The 19,442-nt window shown below is 58.1% G+C and carries 13 protein-coding genes; 4 read left to right on the top strand and 9 right to left on the bottom strand.

Annotation, left to right across the window (positions count from 1 at the left end; translation table 11 throughout):
• Positions 1 to 37 precede the first annotated feature (37 nt).
• Positions 38 to 2,098 (bottom strand): DUF790 family protein, encoded by a 2,061-nt coding sequence (locus AC6H1L_RS14010; RefSeq protein WP_497598109.1) that lies wholly within the window; start codon positions 2,096 to 2,098, stop codon positions 38 to 40.
• A 532-nt stretch (positions 2,099 to 2,630) separates the two neighbouring features.
• Between AC6H1L_RS14010 and AC6H1L_RS14005 the strand changes: the two genes are divergently transcribed.
• Positions 2,631 to 4,850 (top strand): serine/threonine protein kinase, encoded by a 2,220-nt coding sequence (locus AC6H1L_RS14005; RefSeq protein WP_497598108.1) that lies wholly within the window; start codon positions 2,631 to 2,633, stop codon positions 4,848 to 4,850.
• Positions 4,851 to 4,922: 72 nt separating this feature from the next.
• Here the strand turns inward: AC6H1L_RS14005 and AC6H1L_RS14000 are convergent, their stop codons facing one another.
• From AC6H1L_RS14000 to rnc, 4 genes are all read right to left on the bottom strand, one after another.
• Positions 4,923 to 6,338: a DEAD/DEAH box helicase gene (locus tag AC6H1L_RS14000; RefSeq protein ID WP_497598107.1), complete on the bottom strand. Its 1,416-nt coding sequence runs from the start codon at positions 6,336 to 6,338 to the stop codon at positions 4,923 to 4,925.
• A gap of 88 nt (positions 6,339 to 6,426) precedes the next feature.
• Complete coding sequence (meaB, locus tag AC6H1L_RS13995; protein WP_497598106.1) at positions 6,427 to 7,395, bottom strand: methylmalonyl Co-A mutase-associated GTPase MeaB; 969 nt, start codon at positions 7,393 to 7,395, stop codon at positions 6,427 to 6,429.
• A 7-nt stretch (positions 7,396 to 7,402) separates the two neighbouring features.
• Complete coding sequence (locus AC6H1L_RS13990; RefSeq protein WP_497598105.1) at positions 7,403 to 7,825, bottom strand: cobalamin B12-binding domain-containing protein; 423 nt, start codon at positions 7,823 to 7,825, stop codon at positions 7,403 to 7,405.
• A gap of 448 nt (positions 7,826 to 8,273) precedes the next feature.
• Positions 8,274 to 8,996, bottom strand: coding sequence for a ribonuclease III (gene rnc / locus AC6H1L_RS13985; protein ID WP_497598104.1), 723 nt, complete (start codon positions 8,994 to 8,996; stop codon positions 8,274 to 8,276).
• Positions 8,997 to 9,279: 283 nt separating this feature from the next.
• Between rnc and AC6H1L_RS13980 the strand changes: the two genes are divergently transcribed.
• The 3 genes from AC6H1L_RS13980 (at position 9,280) to AC6H1L_RS13970 (ending at position 13,819) form a co-directional block, all read left to right on the top strand.
• The gene (locus tag AC6H1L_RS13980; protein ID WP_497598103.1) at positions 9,280 to 11,298 is read left to right on the top strand and encodes a copper resistance CopC/CopD family protein; all 2,019 of its coding nucleotides are present in this window, start codon (positions 9,280 to 9,282) and stop codon (positions 11,296 to 11,298) included.
• A 200-nt stretch (positions 11,299 to 11,498) separates the two neighbouring features.
• On the top strand, positions 11,499 to 12,503 hold the full coding sequence (locus AC6H1L_RS13975) for a WD40/YVTN/BNR-like repeat-containing protein (RefSeq protein ID WP_497598102.1): 1,005 nt from the start codon (positions 11,499 to 11,501) through the stop codon (positions 12,501 to 12,503).
• Between the two features lie 104 nt (positions 12,504 to 12,607).
• Positions 12,608 to 13,819, top strand: coding sequence for a YncE family protein (locus tag AC6H1L_RS13970; RefSeq protein WP_497598101.1), 1,212 nt, complete (start codon positions 12,608 to 12,610; stop codon positions 13,817 to 13,819).
• Between the two features lie 150 nt (positions 13,820 to 13,969).
• Here the strand turns inward: AC6H1L_RS13970 and AC6H1L_RS13965 are convergent, their stop codons facing one another.
• The 4 genes from AC6H1L_RS13965 to AC6H1L_RS13950 all read right to left on the bottom strand — a co-directional run bounded on the left by AC6H1L_RS13965 (position 13,970) and on the right by AC6H1L_RS13950 (position 19,311).
• On the bottom strand, positions 13,970 to 15,751 hold the full coding sequence (locus tag AC6H1L_RS13965; RefSeq protein WP_497598100.1) for a hypothetical protein: 1,782 nt from the start codon (positions 15,749 to 15,751) through the stop codon (positions 13,970 to 13,972).
• A 16-nt stretch (positions 15,752 to 15,767) separates the two neighbouring features.
• Complete coding sequence (locus AC6H1L_RS13960) at positions 15,768 to 16,613, bottom strand: ABC transporter ATP-binding protein (RefSeq protein ID WP_497598099.1); 846 nt, start codon at positions 16,611 to 16,613, stop codon at positions 15,768 to 15,770.
• Between the two features lie 495 nt (positions 16,614 to 17,108).
• Complete coding sequence (locus tag AC6H1L_RS13955) at positions 17,109 to 17,504, bottom strand: hypothetical protein (protein WP_497598098.1); 396 nt, start codon at positions 17,502 to 17,504, stop codon at positions 17,109 to 17,111.
• Between the two features lie 88 nt (positions 17,505 to 17,592).
• Positions 17,593 to 19,311 carry a hypothetical protein gene (locus AC6H1L_RS13950; RefSeq protein WP_497598097.1) on the bottom strand — a complete coding sequence of 573 codons (1,719 nt, stop codon included), beginning with the start codon at positions 19,309 to 19,311 and terminating at the stop codon, positions 17,593 to 17,595.
• Between the last annotated feature and the right edge of the window lie 131 nt (positions 19,312 to 19,442).

Below are 19,442 nucleotides of genomic sequence, written 5' to 3'. Positions count from 1 at the left end.
CAGGCTTAGTGGCGCCGCTGCCGCTGCTGCTCTCTGTTCAAGCCCAGAGATCAGGCTGAGCTGCTTGCGGAGGCGTGGACGGACGGCGCTCTTTCTCAGGGCGCGGTCCTGAGTTGGGACGAGCTTTCTGCTCGCGTCCGGCTCGCTGGGTTGCTGGGGCCGCGACTGTCGACAGCTCGCCCTGCTCGTTGGCGGCTCTGGTCTCATCGGGCGCTCCTGCCATTTCACCTCCATAGGTGAGTTGCGCCTCAAAGATAGAGCCGTGCTCAATGCGCACTCCGTTAATTTGCTCAAGCAGAGCCTCCAGAGCCGCATCATCAGAGGCCGCCAGACATGGCCACCGCCGACGTAGCTCAGCCGCCACTGCACCCCAGGCCGTTGGCCCCCGTCCTTCTACCCACTCTACGAACGAGGAGGTGAAGCGTTCGAACCACTCCTGCGTATAGAGACCAACGCCGGGGAGAAAGCGGATGCTTTGATCAGTGATCAAGGTGGCTGCCCGTTCTAGTTCAGCCCGGCGATAGCAATGCAGCAGGCTGTAGCAATCGCGCTCGGCCATAAATCCCTCCTGACGAACCTGCCGTCGTATGGCCTCGCGATCGAGGAGGGCCAGACGTGCGGCAAAGTCATCGTACCGGCTGCGAAGGAGGTGCAGGAGATCACCAAGGGCCACCTGCTCATCGTAGCACACGATGGGAAAGATCCCCTCCAGGGAGGCGAAGGCCGCACGTGCCTCGCGCGGTACAAGCAGGATGATATCGCTACGTCCCTGTAACTGCAGTAACTTTTGTATTTTCCGTTCCCGGTAAGCAGCCGTCCAGAAACCCAGGATCTCAACATAGATGCGCTGTTGTTCTCTTGAAAGGGCAAAATCAGGAATAAAGATTCCTTCCTGCAACAGGAGCGGCTCGGGTTCACGCTCCAGATGCCAGCCCTCTAATCCCTGGCCAGAGCCACGCTCAAGGGCCTGGAAGGCGGCAGCAAAAGCGCTTTCAAGTTGGCTGTCAAAGAGATCCTCGCCCTGCCCGGCCTGGTCAGTCGTGAGGGGAGTCGCGGCCTCCTCTGGCACGGTCAGCAAAGAGAGAAGGGTGGCATCGAAAGGTAAATGATAGGCCCGCTCTCCCAGATAGACGAGAGCTTCCGCAGTCACGATGGCCCTGCGCAGTCTCTCGCCGCTACCGCGGCTGTATTCTCTCCGACGTGCAGCGGCCCCAGAGCCTGAGCGCGGTGCATATTCCAGAAGCCAGCGACAGAGGCGCGCCAGCCGTTGCCCATACTGTTGGGGCAGCCCCGTCATTTCTTGGGGACCATAGCAGGTTAAGCGCAGACGCCGGGGGTGTTCTCGCTCGGAGAGAGGCCGAGGCTCATCCGCTAGATTATCCGCATAGTCGAGATCATAATAGACGCCGAGACGGCGCGCCAGATAGCAGAAGCGCTTGACCACGGCCCCGATACCTGCCTGCTGGTCAGCGCGGAGCGCTTGACTGTCGAGGAGAAAGGTGACACGAGCTGCGCTGCTAAGGGCCGCCTCAAAGATGGCTTGATTGTAGTGGGCAATGATCGCCACTGGTTGGGGAACGCTTTCACTGAGCCGTACTAGACGAGCTTCATCCTCGCTGTCCAGGATCAGTAGCCGCTCTAGCTCGGAGAGCGAGAGAGAGAAACGCGTCGCGAAGGCCGCCAGGGCCGCCGCGCGCTCGCTACGCGCCAGAAAGCCATCGTAGCTGCTGTTGACATAGTCGAAGAGCGCCAGACGGAGCTGAACAGAGGAGGAGATCCCCGCCTGTTGAAGGGCCAGACTTGCTTGCTCACCGGCAGCCAGGTGACTCACCTCCTCGGTCCAGGCTGGCTGCTCCCAGGTGTACCAGTCTCCGAGAACCGTGATCAGACTATCAGCCAGTCGGTAGTCACCAATACAGGCACGCGCTTCATCCAGGGAAAAGATACGCCGCGGCTGCCCGAGCAGCTTTTCATAGTAGTCCAGCAAACACGTGATTTCGGCCTGCAGCTCACCAGGCCGCAGCCAGTGTAAGGCTAGATAGCGCTCGCCGCCACGACGGTAGACTTGCTTCTTCACATCCTGTAGACTGAGACGCACACACGATCTCCCTGACTTCTCGCCCCCGTCGTTCTCTAACGGACAGAGGCATTATATCGCAAACAAGCGGCACTGCCTAGCAGTGACCTCGCCGCCGCACACTGGCTCGTTAGCAGGCGAGAGGCTCAGGCCAATGGGGGGACCTTTGCCTCATTCCCCTCTATAGAAGAGGACGTAACTGGGGATGCTTTCTCTAAAGAGATGTTACGAAAAATGCTATTCTAATATTTAGAATATCTTTTAATAAGAAAAGTATTGTCTTGAAGGTTGTAAAGAAGCTGACCCAGAGACATTGGTATGATCTCATTGCATGGTTGTCCTACATCTGGTATAGTACTCACGGGAAGGCAATGGATGGGCATGGGGCTGGCGGGCGGCAACTCTCGCCCTCAGGTGCTCCGATGAAGCGGGTAAGGGGCGCCGCGCTGTCCTCACAAAAAGGGGCGGTTTCAACCGTGTTCTATGTAAGGTAAGGGAGAGAGCATACACATTGTTGTAGGACGACCACCATCCTGAACAGAGGGGGGTTGCTATGAGCACCATCCCGCGCCGCATTGGCAAATATGGATTGCAGCAGCAATTGGGCAGTGGCAGCCTGGGCGAGGTCTGGATGGCCTACGACCTTGAGCGCAACCAGGTGGTGGCGCTCAAGCTGTTTCACAGTGATTTGCAGGCCGATCCCAATTTCCTGGCGCGTTTCCAGCAAGCTGGCCAGCTCCTGAGCGCCCTGCACCATCCTAACATTGTCTCGCTGCTCGGCTTCGAGGTACTGCGGCTACCGGAGACGAACAGCACGACGGCTTGTATGGCAATGGAGTACGTGGAGGGGGAGACACTGGCCGATTATATTCAGCATACGCTGCGTAAGGGCCTCTTTCCTCCTATCTCTGCGCTGGTGTATCTCTTTAAGGCGCTCGGCGCGGCTCTAGACTACGCGCACCAGCAGGGAATTATTCACGGTGGCTTGAAGCCTTCCAATATTCTGCTGGACCAGCGTCATGCTTTGCATAGTAAGATCGGTGAGCCGCGCATTACTGATTTTGGTCTTGCCACGCTTTTCAAAGGCACGAGCAGCTTGCAGAGCGCGCTCTACATCTCGCCCGAGCAGGCTCGCGGTCAACCCCCCACTGAACGCAGCGATATCTACTCTCTGGGCGTCATTTTGTACGAGTTGTGCACCGGGGTGCAGCCGTTCCGCAGTGAGAGTGCTGTTGCGCTGATGATGCAGCATATTAATGTGCTGCCAACCCCGCCGATTTTGATTAATTCGAGCATCCCGCCTGGGCTTTCAGAGGTGATTCTGCGGGCGATTGCTAAGGACCCGGCGACGCGCTTCCGCAGTGCTTCCGCGCTGGCTGAGGCGGTAGCGGAGGCCTGCGCAGCCCTGCCCACAGGCCAGCTTTCGCTGGGCGATGAGTTTTTGCGCGATGGACACGGCCTCGCGGAACCACCTGGCACGGTCTCCGGTCCGCTGCCCGCTGCCACAGCTCAGACAACGCGCCGCATACCAGTGGTTACGCCGGAGAGTGGCACGGCTCCCAGCACGCCCCTACCGGCCTCGGCTTCTGCCCGGCTTCCTCAGTCTCTCCCGCCTGTTCCCCCTGCCCCGGCCTTGCCACCAGCTACAACAGCAGTGCTGCCGGCTGTCTCAGTGCGAGGGCGTGGCAAGGAGTTCCCGCTCAGCTATGCCATCATTAGCGGGGTCGTTCTCTGTATCATTATCTTAGGTGCCAGTTTCGCCAGTCTCTGGCCTCATCAAAGCCAGCCAAGCAGTAAGCCAGCGGTAACGCCGGGCCCTCCTGGTTACGTCTTCTTCCAGGACGATGCTCTAGGCCATGCCGATGTACTTCGTATCGAGATCTCCGGTTTGGCCGCACCGGCAGCGAATCAGGCCTATTATGCCTGGATGCAAACCAGTGATTCGCGTGTTGTTCCTCTCGGGAAGCTTCCGAGCGCCAACGGCAAAGCAACCTTGCTCTATCCAGGCGATGCCCAACATACTAATCTGCTCTCGGTCGCCAGAGGTTTCTTTATCACCCTGGAGGATGGTCAACAGCAGCCTCAAACGCCTGCTGGTCCCAAGGTCTACGCGGGTAATCTGAGCAGCGCAGCCCTCCCCTACTTGCAGCATCTGCTTTATCAAGGCCCTGGGCTACCCGAGAAAGTCGGTATCGCAGTAGAGATGTTTGAGACCATCAAGTCCATTAATGAGAAGGCTGGCAGCATCGTCGATGATTTGCAAGGTCCTCATGATTACGGCCTGGCCTGGCGTCAAGCTAATCGCATTATTACGATGATTGATGGTACCAGCTATGCCCGCAGCAGCGGGGATCTGCCCGCCGATCAGCCGGCGCTGCTCCAGATCCCGATTGGCCTCATTTCTTCGCCTTCGACGCCGGGCTATCTGGATATGATGGCCAGCGAGATCAGCCACTTGCAGGAAGTGGCTGGCCGCGATGCTACTATGCTGCAACATATCCAGCATATCAATAATGCCTTAAGCGATCTGCGCCAGTGGGTGGCGAATATGCGCACCTATAGCGCCAAGCTGGTGCAGACGCCGCTGCAGCAAATGGGAAGCCAGGCCGCCCTCGATCTGGCGCTACAGTTGAAAAAGACGGCGGCAGATTCATATACTGGGCGAGTGATTCCGCCCAATGATCAGCCCACGCTCGACCAGGGCTCAGCGGGCATGTATCAGGCGTATATCGAGTGCCAATATCTGGCCGCGGTCCCCTTGGAAAAGGTCTGAGTTGACAGAAGCTGCCAGGCGAGGCAAGCAGATCAAGTAAGTAAGGTATGGGGTTGGGCTGCTGGCGCTCGCTCAGGATGACTGACGTCGCCGGCGGGCGATCTCTTCTTCGGTGGTCCCAGCGGTAACGAGTTCATAGAGGAGGGCCTGCCCTTCTTTGGGTCGCAGAACTCTCCCTAAACGTTGGATATACTCCCGCTTGGTACTGTTGCCGCTGACAATAATGGCGATACGGCAGTTGGGCAGGTCAACCCCTTCGTTGAGTACCCTTCCGGTGACCAGCTTGCTGTATTGGCCGCGGCGGAAGCGCTCTAGAATGAGATGCCGCTCCTCGGCGGCGGTCTTGTAGGTGATACTGGGCAGACAGAAGCGCCGGCTGATCTCTTCAACAACCTGGTTGTATTCAGAGAAGAGGATGACTTGATCGCAGGCATGACGCTTAAGCAGTTGCTCGATCTGCTCGTATTTGGCCGCCGCATTGAGGGCCAGAGCGCGCGCTTCTCGCCAGGCCAGCATGGCGGCGCGCGCCTCTTGATCGCGTGCGCTGAGAAAGATGAGTTTCTGCTGAAAATCTTCAGGTGAGCGGATGGCGATCCTTCGGCGGCGCAGAAAGGAGAGGTAGATCGCCCGCAGGTCGTTATAGCGTTGCTGCTCCTCGGGCGGGAGCGTTACTTCTACCCGCACTTCCTGATACTGGGCCAGGTAGCGGCCTGCGGTCAGCTCTGCCGGGCTGCGCCGGTAAACCTCGGGGCCGATGAGTTCCTCTAGCTCCAGGTGAGCCATGTCGCTACGCTCGGGAGTAGCGCTGAGGCCCAGCCGGAAGGGAGTAAAAGCGCTGAGAGCGATCTGACGATAGGTTGGGGCAGGGAGATGATGGCATTCGTCGAAGATGAGTAGACCAAAGCGCCGCAGCTCCAGAGGATAGAGCGCCGCCGAGTCATAGGTGATGACCGTGATCGGCTGCAGGTCCTTGTCGCCTCCTCCAAACAGGCCGATAGTGGCCGGAGCAAGCTGAAGCATGGAGGCGAGGGCCAGCCGCCACTGTTGGAGTAGATCGATGGTGGGGACCACAATGAGGGTTGAGAGTCGCAGAGCATGGATGGCCAGGGCCGCTACTAGTGTTTTGCCAGCTCCTGTCGGCAGCACGACGACGCCCGCCCCTTCGGCAGCTAGCCAGCGTTCCAGGGCCTCTTGTTGATAGGGGCGCGCTTCAACGGCAGGAGTCGGAAGAAAAGGCAGGGTGGGACGCTCGTCGAAGGCGACTTGAAAAGGAGTTCCTTGCTGGCTCAGCGCCTGCTTGACGGCGGAGAAATGGATAGGTAAAGTGCGCAAGAAGCCCTGGCGGCGATCGCGTCCAAGCTGGGCCGCGACTCGCCGCGGCAGGTGAGGGCCAAAGAGGTGCTGCAGGAGCTCCTCTGTTGGCAAGGCACCCCAGTCGGGGGGCGGCAGCAGTACCAGATCACGCCCACGTAGATCGATCACGACCATCGAAGTTCTCCTCGCTTTTCCTGGTTGCTGATAGGCCCTGATTCGTCTGGCCTATCCGTGACCACCGCCCGCCGCCTGAGTGAGATGCTTAGCGAGAGATTCTCAGACGGGCCTCTAGCTCGCGCGCCACGCTATAGGGATCACGCGCCCGCTGGTTGACCTCGTTGAGTAGATGCTGCCACTCATCGGGGCTGACCTGCTCGTCGAGCGATTGGAGCACCCTCTGCACAATCAGGGCCTCGATCTCACTCCGGATCTGGCGCTGAGCGCGCTGTTGCAGCAGGCCACTCTCCTGCAGAAAGCGGCGATGGCGCTCTAAGGCGTCCACGAGCTGATCAATTCCTTCGCCCTTGAGAGCACTGGTCAGCACAATGGGGATGCGCCAGGCCGCCGTACGACGGTCGGGAGCCAGGCTCAAGAGCATGGCCAACTCGGCGGCGGTTTGGTTGGCGCCCGGTTTGTCTTTCTTGCTGACGACAAACAGGTCGGCAATTTCTAAGATTCCAGCCTTGAGGGCCTGAACCTCATCGCCAAGGCCCGGGGCACAGACCACCATCACGCTATGGGCCGCGCGCATGATCTCAACCTCTGCCTGCCCTGTACCAACAGTCTCGATGAGGATCGGGTCGTAGCCAGCGGCATCCATCGCGCGCACCACATCGCGCGTGGCCGCAGAGAGGCCGCCCAGGCTGCCACGACTGGCCATGCTGCGAATGAAGACGCCCGGGTCGCCCGCCAGCTCCATCATCCGAATGCGATCACCGAGCAGCGCGCCACCCGAGAAAGGGCTTGTGGGATCGACGGCGATCACGGCCACACGCCGCTCGCGACGGCGAAATTCACGCGTGAGTTGCGTGACCAGGGTGCTTTTCCCAACGCCGGGGGCTCCCGTGACGCCAATGATGTGAGCATGTCCGGCATGTCGGTGAAGCTCAGCCAGGCATTCGCGCGCGCCAGGTACCCCATTTTCGATCAGGGTCACCATGCGCGCTAAGGCTCGCCGATCGCCAGTGAGCAGACGCTCGATCAGATGTTGGTTCTGATGTTGGTTTTGCAAGCCGCACCTACACCTCTACCTGGAGACGCTCAGGATTGATATTGTCACGTACAAATTGGATGATCTGTTCAATAGGGGTTCCTGGGCCAAAACAGCCCTTAATGCCCATCGCTTTGATGGCCGGGATGTCCTCATCGGGCAGAATGCCTCCAGCAGCCACGAGGACATCGGTGACGCCGTTCTGCTTCAAAAGCTCCATGATGCGAGGGAACAGGGCCATGTGGGCGCCGGAGAGGATGCTCAGGAGGATGGCGTCGACATCTTCCTGAATGGCGGCTTCGACGATCATCTCTGGTGTTTGACGAATGCCCGTATAGATAACTTCCATGCCCGCATCGCGCAGGGCACGGGCGATCACTTTCGCGCCACGGTCATGCCCATCCAGTCCTGGTTTGGCAACCAACACGCGAATGGGACGAGTTGCAGCCATAAGGTGACTCCTTTGTCTAACCTAACCTTGCTGAAACCTGTGTTTGGACCGGCCAGACGGGAGCGAAGCGGACCTCGCGTTCGTTAGCTCCCCAGCCAGCTCGCCTGCTATTCCAGCCGATCAGATCAGCGCTCCTTCTTTATACTTTGCTCCCTTCTTTCCACTGCTGAGCCGCTGAGCAGCGATCGATCCGTTTGCATCAGCAGCCCTCCAGACCGAGGTAGATCAGCATGTGTATCTGTACCACACCACCTGTCAGCAGGGGCCTTAAGGTTCGGGCCTCGGGCCTTCTGCTTATTTTATGAGAGCACTTCCATTCTACAATGGGAGGCTGGTCCCTGCAAGCCAGGGCTCCTGGCAGGCATAGTAGCCGCCTTGAGAGAGGGAGGAGAGCAGATAGCCGGATGCGCGCGCGGACAGGGCTGGACCCTTAGAGGAGGCTTCGGTTTCAGGAGGGAGTTTCGGGCGCCTTCTCTTGCTGGAGAGCACGCAGAGCATCAAGGGCCGCTAAGCGCCCGGCCTCTTTGATGCTGGAAGCCGTGCCGACGCCAAGCAGGAGGTCGTGTTCGAAGACGCCAACGGTGAAGGTACGGTCATTACGGCTCCCACCTTCCTCCAGTACACGATAGCGAGGAAGACAGCCGGAGCGCTGGAGGACAATATTCTGAAGACGTCCTTTGGGGTTGCTATTGAAGAGCTGCTTGTGTACGTCCTTGACAACCGGGAGAATCCAGCGGGCGACAAAGTCACGTGCCACTTCTGGCCCCTGATCGATGTGAATGGCGCCGACCAGAGCCTCTAGCACATCGGTGCACAGGGAATCGCGCGAGCGCTCATTGAAGGTGCGGAGGCTGGCTGTATCAACGCGCACGAACTCAAAGAGACCAAGCTGCCGCCCAATGCGCGAGAGCACACGCCGGCTGACTACCTCCGACTTGAGGGAGGTCATTTCTCCTTCGGAGGCTTCAGGAAAGTTACGATAGATATATTCAACGACGTGGGCGCTGATGATCGCATCCCCTAGAAATTCCAGCGTGTCGTACGAGTCTCGGATCGCTGTTTCAGGACAGCAGGAGTGATGCGTCAGCGCGCGCTCCAGCAATCGTCGATCGTGAAAGGTAATCTGTAATCGGGCTTCCAGTTCTGCAAGATCGCTGGTGCTCTCTGCCATACAGTATTATTATAGCTTACCTGAGCCGCAGGCGTCGAGCCTCCTTTCTTTCCCGTCAGCTTTGCGCCTCACAGTGAGCCGCTTTAGCGACGCTTTTCCGTCTCTTGACACGCTATGGCAATCATCGGACAATGGGGAATGACCAGGGATCATGAATATCCTGTTTTTCCCTGTCTTGGCCAGGATCTTTCCCGCCGTGTTTGCGTATCCATAGAGTAGAAGCAGAGAAGAAGGGGAAGCAAAGCGAGGCAATGACCATGCCCGCGCAGCCGAGGATAGAACAATGCTAATAAGCAAGGGTTCGCATCTCTCTGTTCGCTGGCGGCTCGTGATCGGGGCTGCCCTGGTAGCGCTGCTGCTGTTCCTATTCTTTCGCGGAACGGCTGAGGCGCACGCGGTGCTTTTGCGCTCCGATCCAGCTCAGGATGCCCTCCTGCGGTCCGCTCCGACGCAGGTACGCCTGTGGTTCAGCGAGGATTTGAATGCAGCGCTGAGTAGCGCTGCCGTGGTCAATAGCCATAATCAGCGTGTTGATAAAGGGGATGCTCATGTCTCATCCAGCGATCCCCGTGAGCTTGATCTTGGCTTAAAAGCCAATCTGCCCCCTGATGTCTATGTCGTAGTCTGGCGCAGTGTCTCTAACGTCGATGGGCATGTCCTGCGCGGTTCATTCCTGTTCACGATAGTCGAGCCCAACGGCGCGGTTCCCCACTTGAATGCCAACGCGCCGCCTCCTGGTCAGGATCTGCTCGGGGGCGGCAACACGAGCAGTCTCTATACAGGGCAGATCGACGCCGTCGGCCTTTTCAATTTGCTCGCCGTGACCTTGAGCGAGCTGGGAGCCATTTTCTGGGTCGGAGCCCAGCTATGGCGCTTCTTTGTATTGGAGGCGGTGCCTGCTGACGAGAACGGTGAGAGTGCTGAGGCCGGCGCTATTATCCAGGCTATGCCTCTGCGTTTTGCTCGTCTCTTCTCCGTACCCACTTTGCTATTGCTCCTGGTGGCCAATTTGGGCGTGCTCATCGGTCAGGCCCTCTTTCTGAGCAACGGCCAATGGAGCGGCGCCCTGGCTCCCTCACTTCTGCTGAGCATGATCAGGAGCAGTCGCTTTGGTACGTTTTTGATCGCCCGCGAGGTTGTGATCACCCTGGCGCTGGTGTTGGCGCTCTATCTGCTTTTGGTTCGCCAGCGTCCTGCCTTCATCGAGCGCGCCGCTGCCTGGCTCAATCTCTTGCTCGGTCTGGCTCTCTTTGGGGCTATGACGCTCTCCAGCCACGCCGCCGCGGTGAGCAGCAATGTCTTTCTCTTCTCGGTTTTGATTGATTGGCTGCACCTGCTCGGCTCGGCCTTCTGGATCGGGGGCATGTTCTATATCGTGACTTGCTATCTGCCCCTCTTGGAGCAGCAGTCACCGTCAGTCCGGGCTCAGTCGCTGACAACAGTGCTGCCTTACTATTCCCCCTGGGCAATCGCTGGTGTAGTCTTGCTGACCATCACAGGGCCTTTCAGTGCTTCATTCCATTTGACGGAGCCAGCGGAGTTGCTTACAACGGCCTATGGGCGTGCCTTGTTGATCAAGGTCGGGCTGGTGGCCGCCTTGCTCTTGACGAGTGCTTTTCACGTGCTGGTGCTGCGCCCGCGCTTGAAGAAGGAATATCGTAAATATGCTTATTGTCTTGAGCATTTGGAGCAGGGCTCGGCCAGGGCGCAACCAGCGGCAACTGCCGCTATGTCGGCAGCAGAAGCCCAGCCAGAAGCCCGGCAGAAGCGCTGGACACGTCAGCTCAAGCTCCGTGAGAAGCGTTTGACCAGGCTCACCAGTCGTCTGACAACGGTGCTGCGTTGGGAGCCGCTGCTTGGCGTGGGAGTGCTGGTTTGCGTCGGCCTGATGAATATCTTCGCCGGCACGTTGACCCCTATCACCGCAAGCACGCCATCAGCTCCTACCGTTAGTTCAACACCCGCGCCGAAGCCCTTGACCACCAGTGCTACGACAAGCGACGGGCGCTTCACGGTGACCTTGACGGTCTCGCCCAACCGCTTTGGGACCAATACTTTTACTGTTAAGGTCAGCGACCGTCAAACGCAGCGCCCTACGACGCAGGTAGGGGTAGCGCTCTATCTGAATATGCTCGATATGGATATGGGCACTGAGGTGCTGAACTTGCAACCAGCCGCCGATGGGAGCTTCAGCGCTCATGGTGATCTCACTATGAGCGGCGATTGGCTGGCGCGCATTCAGATTCGCACTCCAGATAATAAGCTGCACGAGACGCAGATTAAGTTCTTCACTCCATTCTAGCGAGGGGAGCAATGAGGATGGCTGCAGCATTGGCTGGATGGTATAGGGGTCGCTTTCAGCGGCGGAGGAAGGTCGCTGGAAGCGGCTCCGGGCGGCGCCTCTGGGGGAAAGCCTGGCCAATTTCATTAGCGCTGGTGTTGTTAACGCTGCTGCCAGGAGGTCTGTCAGCTTGCACCCTGCCAGGCCCTGGGACAGGCTCGATGCTTTCGACTCCTACACCAATCCCGGCCAGCAACGGCTTCGGTAACACAGCCAATCACGTCCATTCCTTGCTGGCTTTGTCTCCTCATGTCTTGTTGCTGGCTACTCATTATGGCCTCTTTCGCTCTAACGATGGAGGTCAGCACTGGCAGGAGGTTGCAGGTGGTCGTGGGCAAATTATGGAGGACCTCATGACTTACTCGTTGACGGTTAGTCCGCTTGACCCGCAGCGTCTCTACGTGCTGACTTATCCTAGCGTGAGCAACGCCCGCGGCACACCGGGCCTCTATATGAGCAAGGATCAGGGGCGCACCTGGAAACTGATGACGAGCAGCGCCAGCTTGACCAGCACGACCATTTTCCTGGCCGCCGCCGGGAATGATAGCCCTGACGAGGTGTATATCTACCTTTCAGAGCGTCAGGCACATGGCTTGCTCGTCAGCCACGATGGAGGAAGCCATTTCCGCGAGACAGGGACGCTGCCTTTCAGTGTGATCAGTGGCCTGCTCCCTCTGCCCGGGAAGCCAGGGCAACTGTTAGTCTATAGCAGTGCGGGCATGGCCTTTAGCAGCGATGGGGGAGCCCATTGGCGCTTGATCACGGGCATCAATGGCGGCATCTTTGATGCCACCACTGCTGGCCCTAATCAACCAATCTATGCCAGCGGCGATGCCGGGATGTATGTTTCACGCGACGGAGGGCGCACCTTCACGCGCAGTATGAGCACACGCTCTTTCTTTCTCTTGACCTCTCTGGCTGTGGCTCCCAGCAATCCGCACATTCTCTATGGCAAAACCGCCACCTCTATTTACCGCAGCACCGACGGCGGCCAGAGCTGGACAGGCCTGCCTGCGATCCGTGGTAACTTGAGCGAGCTGGCCGTTGATCCGCTCGATCCTTTTCAGCTCTATCTCTCACTCTCCTACCCAACAGCGGTCTATGTGCTCACTGGCCAGGGGAACGGTGCGCACTGGCAGTCGCTGACACCAGCCAGTGCCTCTTGAATGCCATCAGGCCAGCCAACCAGCCAGCAAGACAGAGAGAAGATTTGCCTGCCCTTGCTGGCCTCACAAGGCAAGACACCAAGTCAAGTGAGGAAACAGGCACTATGCGGATGTCTTTTCTTGGACGAGGAGCGGCCTTCTTGCTGCCCCTGCTCCTGGCGCTGCTGATGGTCCTGAGTCTCGTCTTTGGCGCCGGGTCAGGTGATCCGCAGCCGGCCAGAGCCGATGGCGGGGCACCCAACCTGGCCTACGTAGTAGGGGGAGGCAACGGCATCGGCGTGATTGATATTGTCAAGCAACAGGTCCAGGCTTCGATCCGCCTGGCGGGTGATCCCCATATGGCCTATCTCAGTCTGGACGGGCGTTTTCTGTATGTGACCCAGCCCGGATCAGGAACAGTAAGCATGCTTGCGGCTCGGACAGGGCAGGTGCTCTGTTCGGCTCACCTGCCCGGGGCCCCTTCTTTCGTTGCTTTCGACCCGGGCGCTAATCTGCTCTACGCCGCCGGTCCCCAGAGTCCGCTCATTAGCGTGCTCGACCCGACGAACTGCTCCGTGCAAAGAACGCTTCACGCGGCGAGCAACGTCGCCGGGCTGGCGGTGGCGGTGGTTGGCACAGGCATCTCAGGCGGCAAAGGCAATCAGCTCTGGGTTTCAGAGAGCCAGGCGCTGGCTGTCTATAACTCCTCTGGTCAGCGTCTCGCCACGGTGCCCGTTCCCCAAGGACCGCTCTCAATCACTATTCCTCTCGGCTCTATCGCCTACGTCAGCACGCGCCAGCACACGATCATTGCGGTCAATCTGGGCACACGTGAGATCTACCCCACGCTGTTCCGCGGCGGGGACTTCGGTACTATGGACTATGACGCCATCACAGGCGATATTTACGTGCCAGATAAGGCGAGTCGGCATCTCTACGTGTTAGCGCCGATTATCCCGGGGAGTCCTCCCCCGGCAGAACCAGACCATAGCTTTACGCTCAGTGCCGCCCCCCAGGCAGTAGCGATCACCAGCGATGGCCAGTTTGGCTTTGTGGCCCTGGCCAATGGCGACGTCGCCATGCTCGATATCCCAGCCCGCCAGATCGTTCAGACTTTCCATGTGGGTGGCTCTCCCCATTTCATCATTACTGGCCTCTATCCTCCGGCCCTGGGCACAACGGCAGCAACAGCGCAGTCTAGCAACCGTCTCATGACAATGGCTCTCTATATCCTGCTCGCTCTCGTGATCATTCTTCCCGTCCTCTTCTTCTGGCTGCGCCAGCGTCTAAGCCACCGCCAGAAGCCGAAGGATGTGACCGCGCATGGTAAAGAGTGACCGCTGCAGGACAGGAAAGGAGCAAGGATCGTGCAGCCCCGTCGATCGACGGGGCTGCACAGGTGCTCAGAAAGCCGATGAGGGGACAACCTCCCTTCTCGCCCGCCTCTTGCTTTCTTCGCCTGCCGGACCCGTTGCTTGCCTTTACGATTATTCACGGACCACGATCTCAAGGATCTCCGGGCCACGGCGTAGGAGAGCCGGAGCGGCCACCAGGCGCGTAAGGAGCAGATAGAAAGCGAGGCCGTAGAGCAAGGAGGCCGGGGCAACTACTATCCAGAGCCAGGTTACGCCGAGCCAGAGTGGGACCAGCATAGCGAGAATAACCGGCGCCAGTGAGAGGAGCATGACGGCTAACATCGCTAGTTGGATTAATCCCCTTGTGCAACCAGCCCCGCTGTAGCCAGCGGACGAAGACAAGAACATGCCACGCTGAATTAGGGGCATCGGGAAGAAGACAGAGGTAAGGTTACCCCAGCCGAGCACAACACTCATGCCTGCCAGTCCTGCCACCAGGAAGAGGGGCGAGAAAGACCAGAGGTTGAAGACAGCGCATTCAAAGACGAGAATCACCAGCAAGACGACCAGGCCAGGTATAACCGCCGCCAGATTCTTGCCAAAGAAGATGCGCTCTGGCTTGATTGGGTAAAGGAATAGGAGCGTCAGTGGCTTGCGCTCCAGCCCCAATGCATTGAGAGAGATACTAGATAGGTAGATGAAGACAAAAAACGGCAGGTAAAAAAGTAAAAACCATTGATAGCCTTCCCTTTCGATTGAATTTCTTCCGATAAAAGGAGCGACTAAAGCTACGCAGGCAACAACTAGAGGCATGATCAATAGCCCTAGCAATTGCGGATCGCGCCGGAAGTAGCGTAGATCCTTGGCAGCGATGGCGAGCGTCTGGGCTGAAATGAAACGCCTCAACCACGGGAGGCTGTCCTGAGCGAGAGGCGGGTTAGCAGTGGCTCCGAGAGCCGCCGTGGCAGCAGACGGCAGCGAGCTTGCCACAGCTGGAGCCGTTGCGCGCACCGCCTGCCGGGCCTGGCTCTGTCCCCCTACTTCAGGCCGCGTGAGGGTGCTCTCCAGTACCCTCTGCCAGAGGTAGAGCATCACCAGGGTCAATAGCAGAGTCAACAGCAGCCAGCCCAGGCTAGCCAGCCACTCACCCTCTAATCCAGCCTCAATAGCATGGGCGATCCATCCCGGCGGCAACCAGCCCAGGTAAGGGGAATAGTGACGCCACACTAAAGCGTTACTGAAGCCCCGGCTAAAGACACCGCGCAATAAGAACTGTTGCGCAATATAAATGATTGCTAAGACTATAACAATCGCAATATAGATTAGGTCACGAAAGCGGCGGTTCTGCAGGACGCTGGAGAGCAGGACCACCACAAGCTGGCTACAGCTCACCACGAACCCCAAAAAGATGAGCATAGCCACGATATTCAGAAGCAATAGTCCCGGAGAGAAAGTGAAGCCCACAATTAGCGCTACCAGCCAGAGCACCAGCCCGAAAGTGGGCACATCCACAAGCTGAGAGATCAAGAGGCCGACCATCATTTCTCCCCGGGTTAGGGGAAACTGAAACAGCTTGAAGACATCCAGGCCTTCATTCTGCCCATACTGGAACACGGGCAGCAGTATCCAAAAGAGAGTAATAGCAGACAGGACCACATAGAGCAGCTCAACATTGCCGGGTGGCATGATGAAGCGCGAAGCCAGGGCAAGGCCAAAGGCTGTGCTGCCGCAGCAGGCCGTGAGCACAACAACCGTGAAGGCAAAGGCAAACGCGCTTCGCGCATTGCGAGTGATGCCGCGTGTGAAAATTTTCCAACGCAGCCAAAGGAGCCAGCGCAGTTTTCGCGGATTCAGCTTCAGGCTTTCCAAGATAGCAGACCTTTGGCCGGAAGCAGAGAACGAGTCAGATGGCATGGAGGCCTCCTCTTCTTCATTCAAGCCAGCTTAGATTGTGCTCCTCGCTGCGCACGCCGATCACATTCAAGAAAATGTCCTCAAGGGTAGCATCTCGCGGCATATCGCCGGCACCGCTAGCCCGGGCCCGCAGCTCCTGGAGGGTGCCTTCTGCCACGAGGACCCCTTGATTGATGATACCCACTCGTGAGCAGAGCCGCTCGACTATCTCCATAATGTGGGAAGAAAAGAAGATGGTCGTTCCACGTCGTGTCAGGTCGTGCAAAATGTCACGGATTACCTTGGAGCTAACCGGATCGATGCCCTCAAAGGGCTCATCCAGGAAAAGCACCTGCGGATTGTGGATCAAGGCCGCCGCCAGGGCGATCTTCTTACGCATGCCTGCCGAGTAGTCAATAATGAGCTTGTCAGCATCCGCCTCCAGCGAGAGGACACGCAGCAGGTCATAAGAGCGGCGCTCAATTTCCGCTTTCGGCAACTCATACATATGGCCAGTAAAGGTCAAAAATTCGCGCCCAGTCAAGCGCTCATAGAGATTGAGCTGCTCAGGCAAGACCCCCATCAGGCGGCGGGCCTGCAACGGCTCTCGCCAGACATCACCCCCAGCCACCCAGACTTGACCCGCCGTTGGACGCAGCAAACCAACTATCATTTTGATGGTGGTCGATTTACCGGCCCCATTGGGGCCCAGGAAACCGAAGAATTCACCTCGTCTGACTGTCAGGTTGAGGTGATTGACCGCCACTTTCTGGCCAAAGACACGCACAAGGTCACGAGTCACAATGGCCAGATCCTGCTGTGGCTCCGCTGCTCCCTGGGCAAACGGATTAGCTACAGCATACTGCTGAGGCTCAGGGTACATGCTCTTACCTCCAAGAGTTATAGCTAATTGCTATAATGTATAACACGCAAAGGTTACCTTTGTCAAGGACAACCACAATAGCAAGGTAAAAAGGAACCTCTTGCTAAAGAAAGACGCAGGCAGAGCAGCCAGCTCCAAGGACATAGAGGCTGTAAGCGAGCGAGGGGAACACAGAGAGAGATAACTCAGCAGACCTGTTGCAGGGCCACCAGGGTGCTCAGCTAACCTGGTAACGGGCAGGTAGTGCAACGGTCAGCCGCATTTAAGGAGGGCCAGCCCGGGTCACCGTAGAGAGGAAGTTTGAGTCAAGGCAGCCAGCAGCAAAATATGCCTCTGCTCGTTGCTTTTGCTGGTCAGTAAAGCAACGAGCAGACGGCCAGCGAGCTGCTAATACTTGAGGAGATCATGAGTGGGGCTAAGGCGGCACAACAAGGCAGCACAGGCTCAAGGAAGGCCCTGCTGACCAGGTGCTGACCAGGCGCCAGCCCGGTTCACTCAGGTCATCCATTCCTCTGGGGTCTTAATGCGTACGCCCCCATCGCTACGCATCTTCATTAAGCGGGCATCCTGCTCCATGCGAGCACGCAACTGCGCCATAGATACCCGATGCCAGTAAGCCGCCGGGAATAGGCCGATCCCCAGGGCCAGCGCGGCGGCAATCTCGGCGCGATTGAAACTCAGGCCGGGGGGCAAATGAAAGGGGATCGAGGTCAAGACACCCAGATGGAACAGGAGGACCACGCAGAAAACAGCCAGCTCAATCAGGCCAGCCCCGATATAGGACAGCACTTCTGTCTTTTTCCGCTTACGAAAGATAATCACAAGCCCGAGATTGAGCAAAAACAGGAAAGCCGTAATGATCAGCGTCAGCCAGACAAAGACCGTTCTCAAAATACTGCCTCCAGCCACAGGCCCAAGAGTGGGCAATTTCAACCAAAGGAAAACTACGACCGTTCCCCGTTACTAGAAAACGATCAGCTCAAGGCGTCGTCACGAGCAGATTGGAAAAAGCCACCTCCGTTCCTTTGAGGTTCACGAGCAAGCCAAGCGAGCCAGAGGGGATCGAGCCATCCTGAGCCGTCCCCACTTTCTTGCCATTGACGTAGAAGGTGAAGTTCTTGCCACTGGCCACAATCTTGATCGTGTTTACCGCTTTTGATCCATGTCCCTGGTGGTACTCTTTACCAAAGCTCTTCGACCAGATCTTGGTCCAGCGATCATCTTCGGCTGCAGCGCTATTGAACTTCCAGAATTGGTATTCTCCGTCACTCGTGTTGCGCACTTCAAAAGCATAGAATTGGGTTGTTACTTTTCCACCCTTGGATTGCTGGCTGTAGCGGATTATCATACCAAACTGGTTATTGATCGAGCCATCATCTCCTTTGATTTCTTGCATCGTGAGAGTATAGGCCAGCGAGGTGCTCAGCAACGGCCCTGGCGCATCGGGCAAGATGGCCACGGCCATGTTATTATCATCATTGTTAATGATGTGATAGGCGCCGTTCTTGAAGATGAAGAGGCGGGAGCCGCTGGTGGCAACGGGCCAGTTGTGAATGTTCTGGTCAAGCGGGTCCTCCATCACTACCGCAGGCGTCGGCGTTCCTTTGACCGTTGCCGTTCCCGTGGCTACCACGGCGGTGGCAGCACCTTTCCTGGCCTGCGGTGCCGGATTGGCATGCAGGCGGGCGAAGACAAGCACGCCTGAGCCGGTCAGTACCACGAGCAAGACACACAGCAAAAGTAAGAGATTTCTTTTCTGTTTCCAGAGTGACGCTGGCGAGAGGCTTGTCCGCGCTGTCTCACCTTGAGAGGGGGGAGACGGGGCCGGCTCAGTCAAGACCGGCAGCATACTGGTCACGTAGCGACCTGGCTGACCAGCGACAGGAATCTGCACCAGGCGCAGAGCACCTGTCAACGCCGCTGTATTCTTATTCCCCCCTGCCTCGACAAAGGGCGAGGGGCCCAGAGCGCCAGTCGCTGTGCGTGGCAGGGTGCTCGTTACGCCACCTGGGAGCGGCCCGGTCAATGGCGAGAGGACGCGTGTAACATTAGGCGAGAAGCCAACAAAGGAGGTAGGGGCTGCGCCAGGGAAGGGCAATTGAATATCCGCTGGGTCTGAAGAACCTGCCGTTGAGATCGCCTGTGTCGCTGTCGCTCCTGACTGAGGCGCAGTTGTCTGAGGGCCTTGAGCAGGGGCAGTGCTGCCTGTTGCTTGCGGGCTTGAGAAGAGAGCTGTTTTCTCCAAAGCCATTGTGGGCGCCTCAGCCCCTGCGTTCGTCATAGAGCCTGCGGCAGTTGAGGGCGAGCATGGGGCAGATGCGGAAGGAGAAGGAGCTGTCACGCTAGCAGTGGGCATCTGAGGCTGAAAAAGCTGGCCTGTGCCCGGGAAAGGCATTTGAGGTACCTGCGCCTCGCCCGCAGCAGAGCCGCTAGCCATATCGGCCTCAGCCTGGAGGCGAGCAGCGCTCAGAAGGCCAAGCTTGCGCATCGGGCGGGGACCAAGCGTCCCAGTGCCAGCGGAAGTCTCGCCCGGACCAGGGATGACGCTGTTTCCCGTTGCTTCTTCAGGCAGTGTCTGCTGTGACGCTGCCTGAGTAGCAGGCAAATCAGTAGTACCCTGGATACCCTGCTGTTGCCAGAAGGGATCGAAGAGGCTCCGTCTTGGGCGTGGCTGATCTTGACTCTGAGATGATTGCATCCCCGGCTGTCCTCCCTCTCGTGAGAAAGTACCTTGCTCGTCTTGGCTCAATTCTGACGAAGAGTGGCAGCTCTTGAGCGACGTTTACACAAGCGTTCTCACCTGCCTCTGTCTGCAGCAAGCCTCCCAAG

Source organism: Thermogemmatispora argillosa, from assembly GCF_059696725.1.
This window is presented reverse-complemented; position numbering and strand designations above follow the sequence as displayed.

Excerpts from the sequence above, each read along its gene's own strand:
- AC6H1L_RS14005 (WP_497598108.1), top strand. The coding sequence starts at position 2,631 with ATGAGCACCATCCCGCGCCGCATTGGCAAATATGGATTGCAGCAGCAA.
- AC6H1L_RS14000 (WP_497598107.1), bottom strand. The coding sequence starts at position 6,338 with ATGGTCGTGATCGATCTACGTGGGCGTGATCTGGTACTGCTGCCGCCC.
- AC6H1L_RS13990 (WP_497598105.1), bottom strand. The coding sequence starts at position 7,825 with ATGGCTGCAACTCGTCCCATTCGCGTGTTGGTTGCCAAACCAGGACTG.
- rnc (WP_497598104.1), bottom strand. The coding sequence starts at position 8,996 with ATGGCAGAGAGCACCAGCGATCTTGCAGAACTGGAAGCCCGATTACAG.
- AC6H1L_RS13980 (WP_497598103.1), top strand. The coding sequence starts at position 9,280 with ATGCTAATAAGCAAGGGTTCGCATCTCTCTGTTCGCTGGCGGCTCGTG.
- AC6H1L_RS13975 (WP_497598102.1), top strand. The coding sequence starts at position 11,499 with ATGCTTTCGACTCCTACACCAATCCCGGCCAGCAACGGCTTCGGTAAC.
- AC6H1L_RS13970 (WP_497598101.1), top strand. The coding sequence starts at position 12,608 with ATGCGGATGTCTTTTCTTGGACGAGGAGCGGCCTTCTTGCTGCCCCTG.
- AC6H1L_RS13965 (WP_497598100.1), bottom strand. The coding sequence starts at position 15,751 with ATGCCATCTGACTCGTTCTCTGCTTCCGGCCAAAGGTCTGCTATCTTG.
- AC6H1L_RS13960 (WP_497598099.1), bottom strand. The coding sequence starts at position 16,613 with ATGTACCCTGAGCCTCAGCAGTATGCTGTAGCTAATCCGTTTGCCCAG.
- AC6H1L_RS13950 (WP_497598097.1), bottom strand. The coding sequence starts at position 19,311 with ATGCAATCATCTCAGAGTCAAGATCAGCCACGCCCAAGACGGAGCCTC.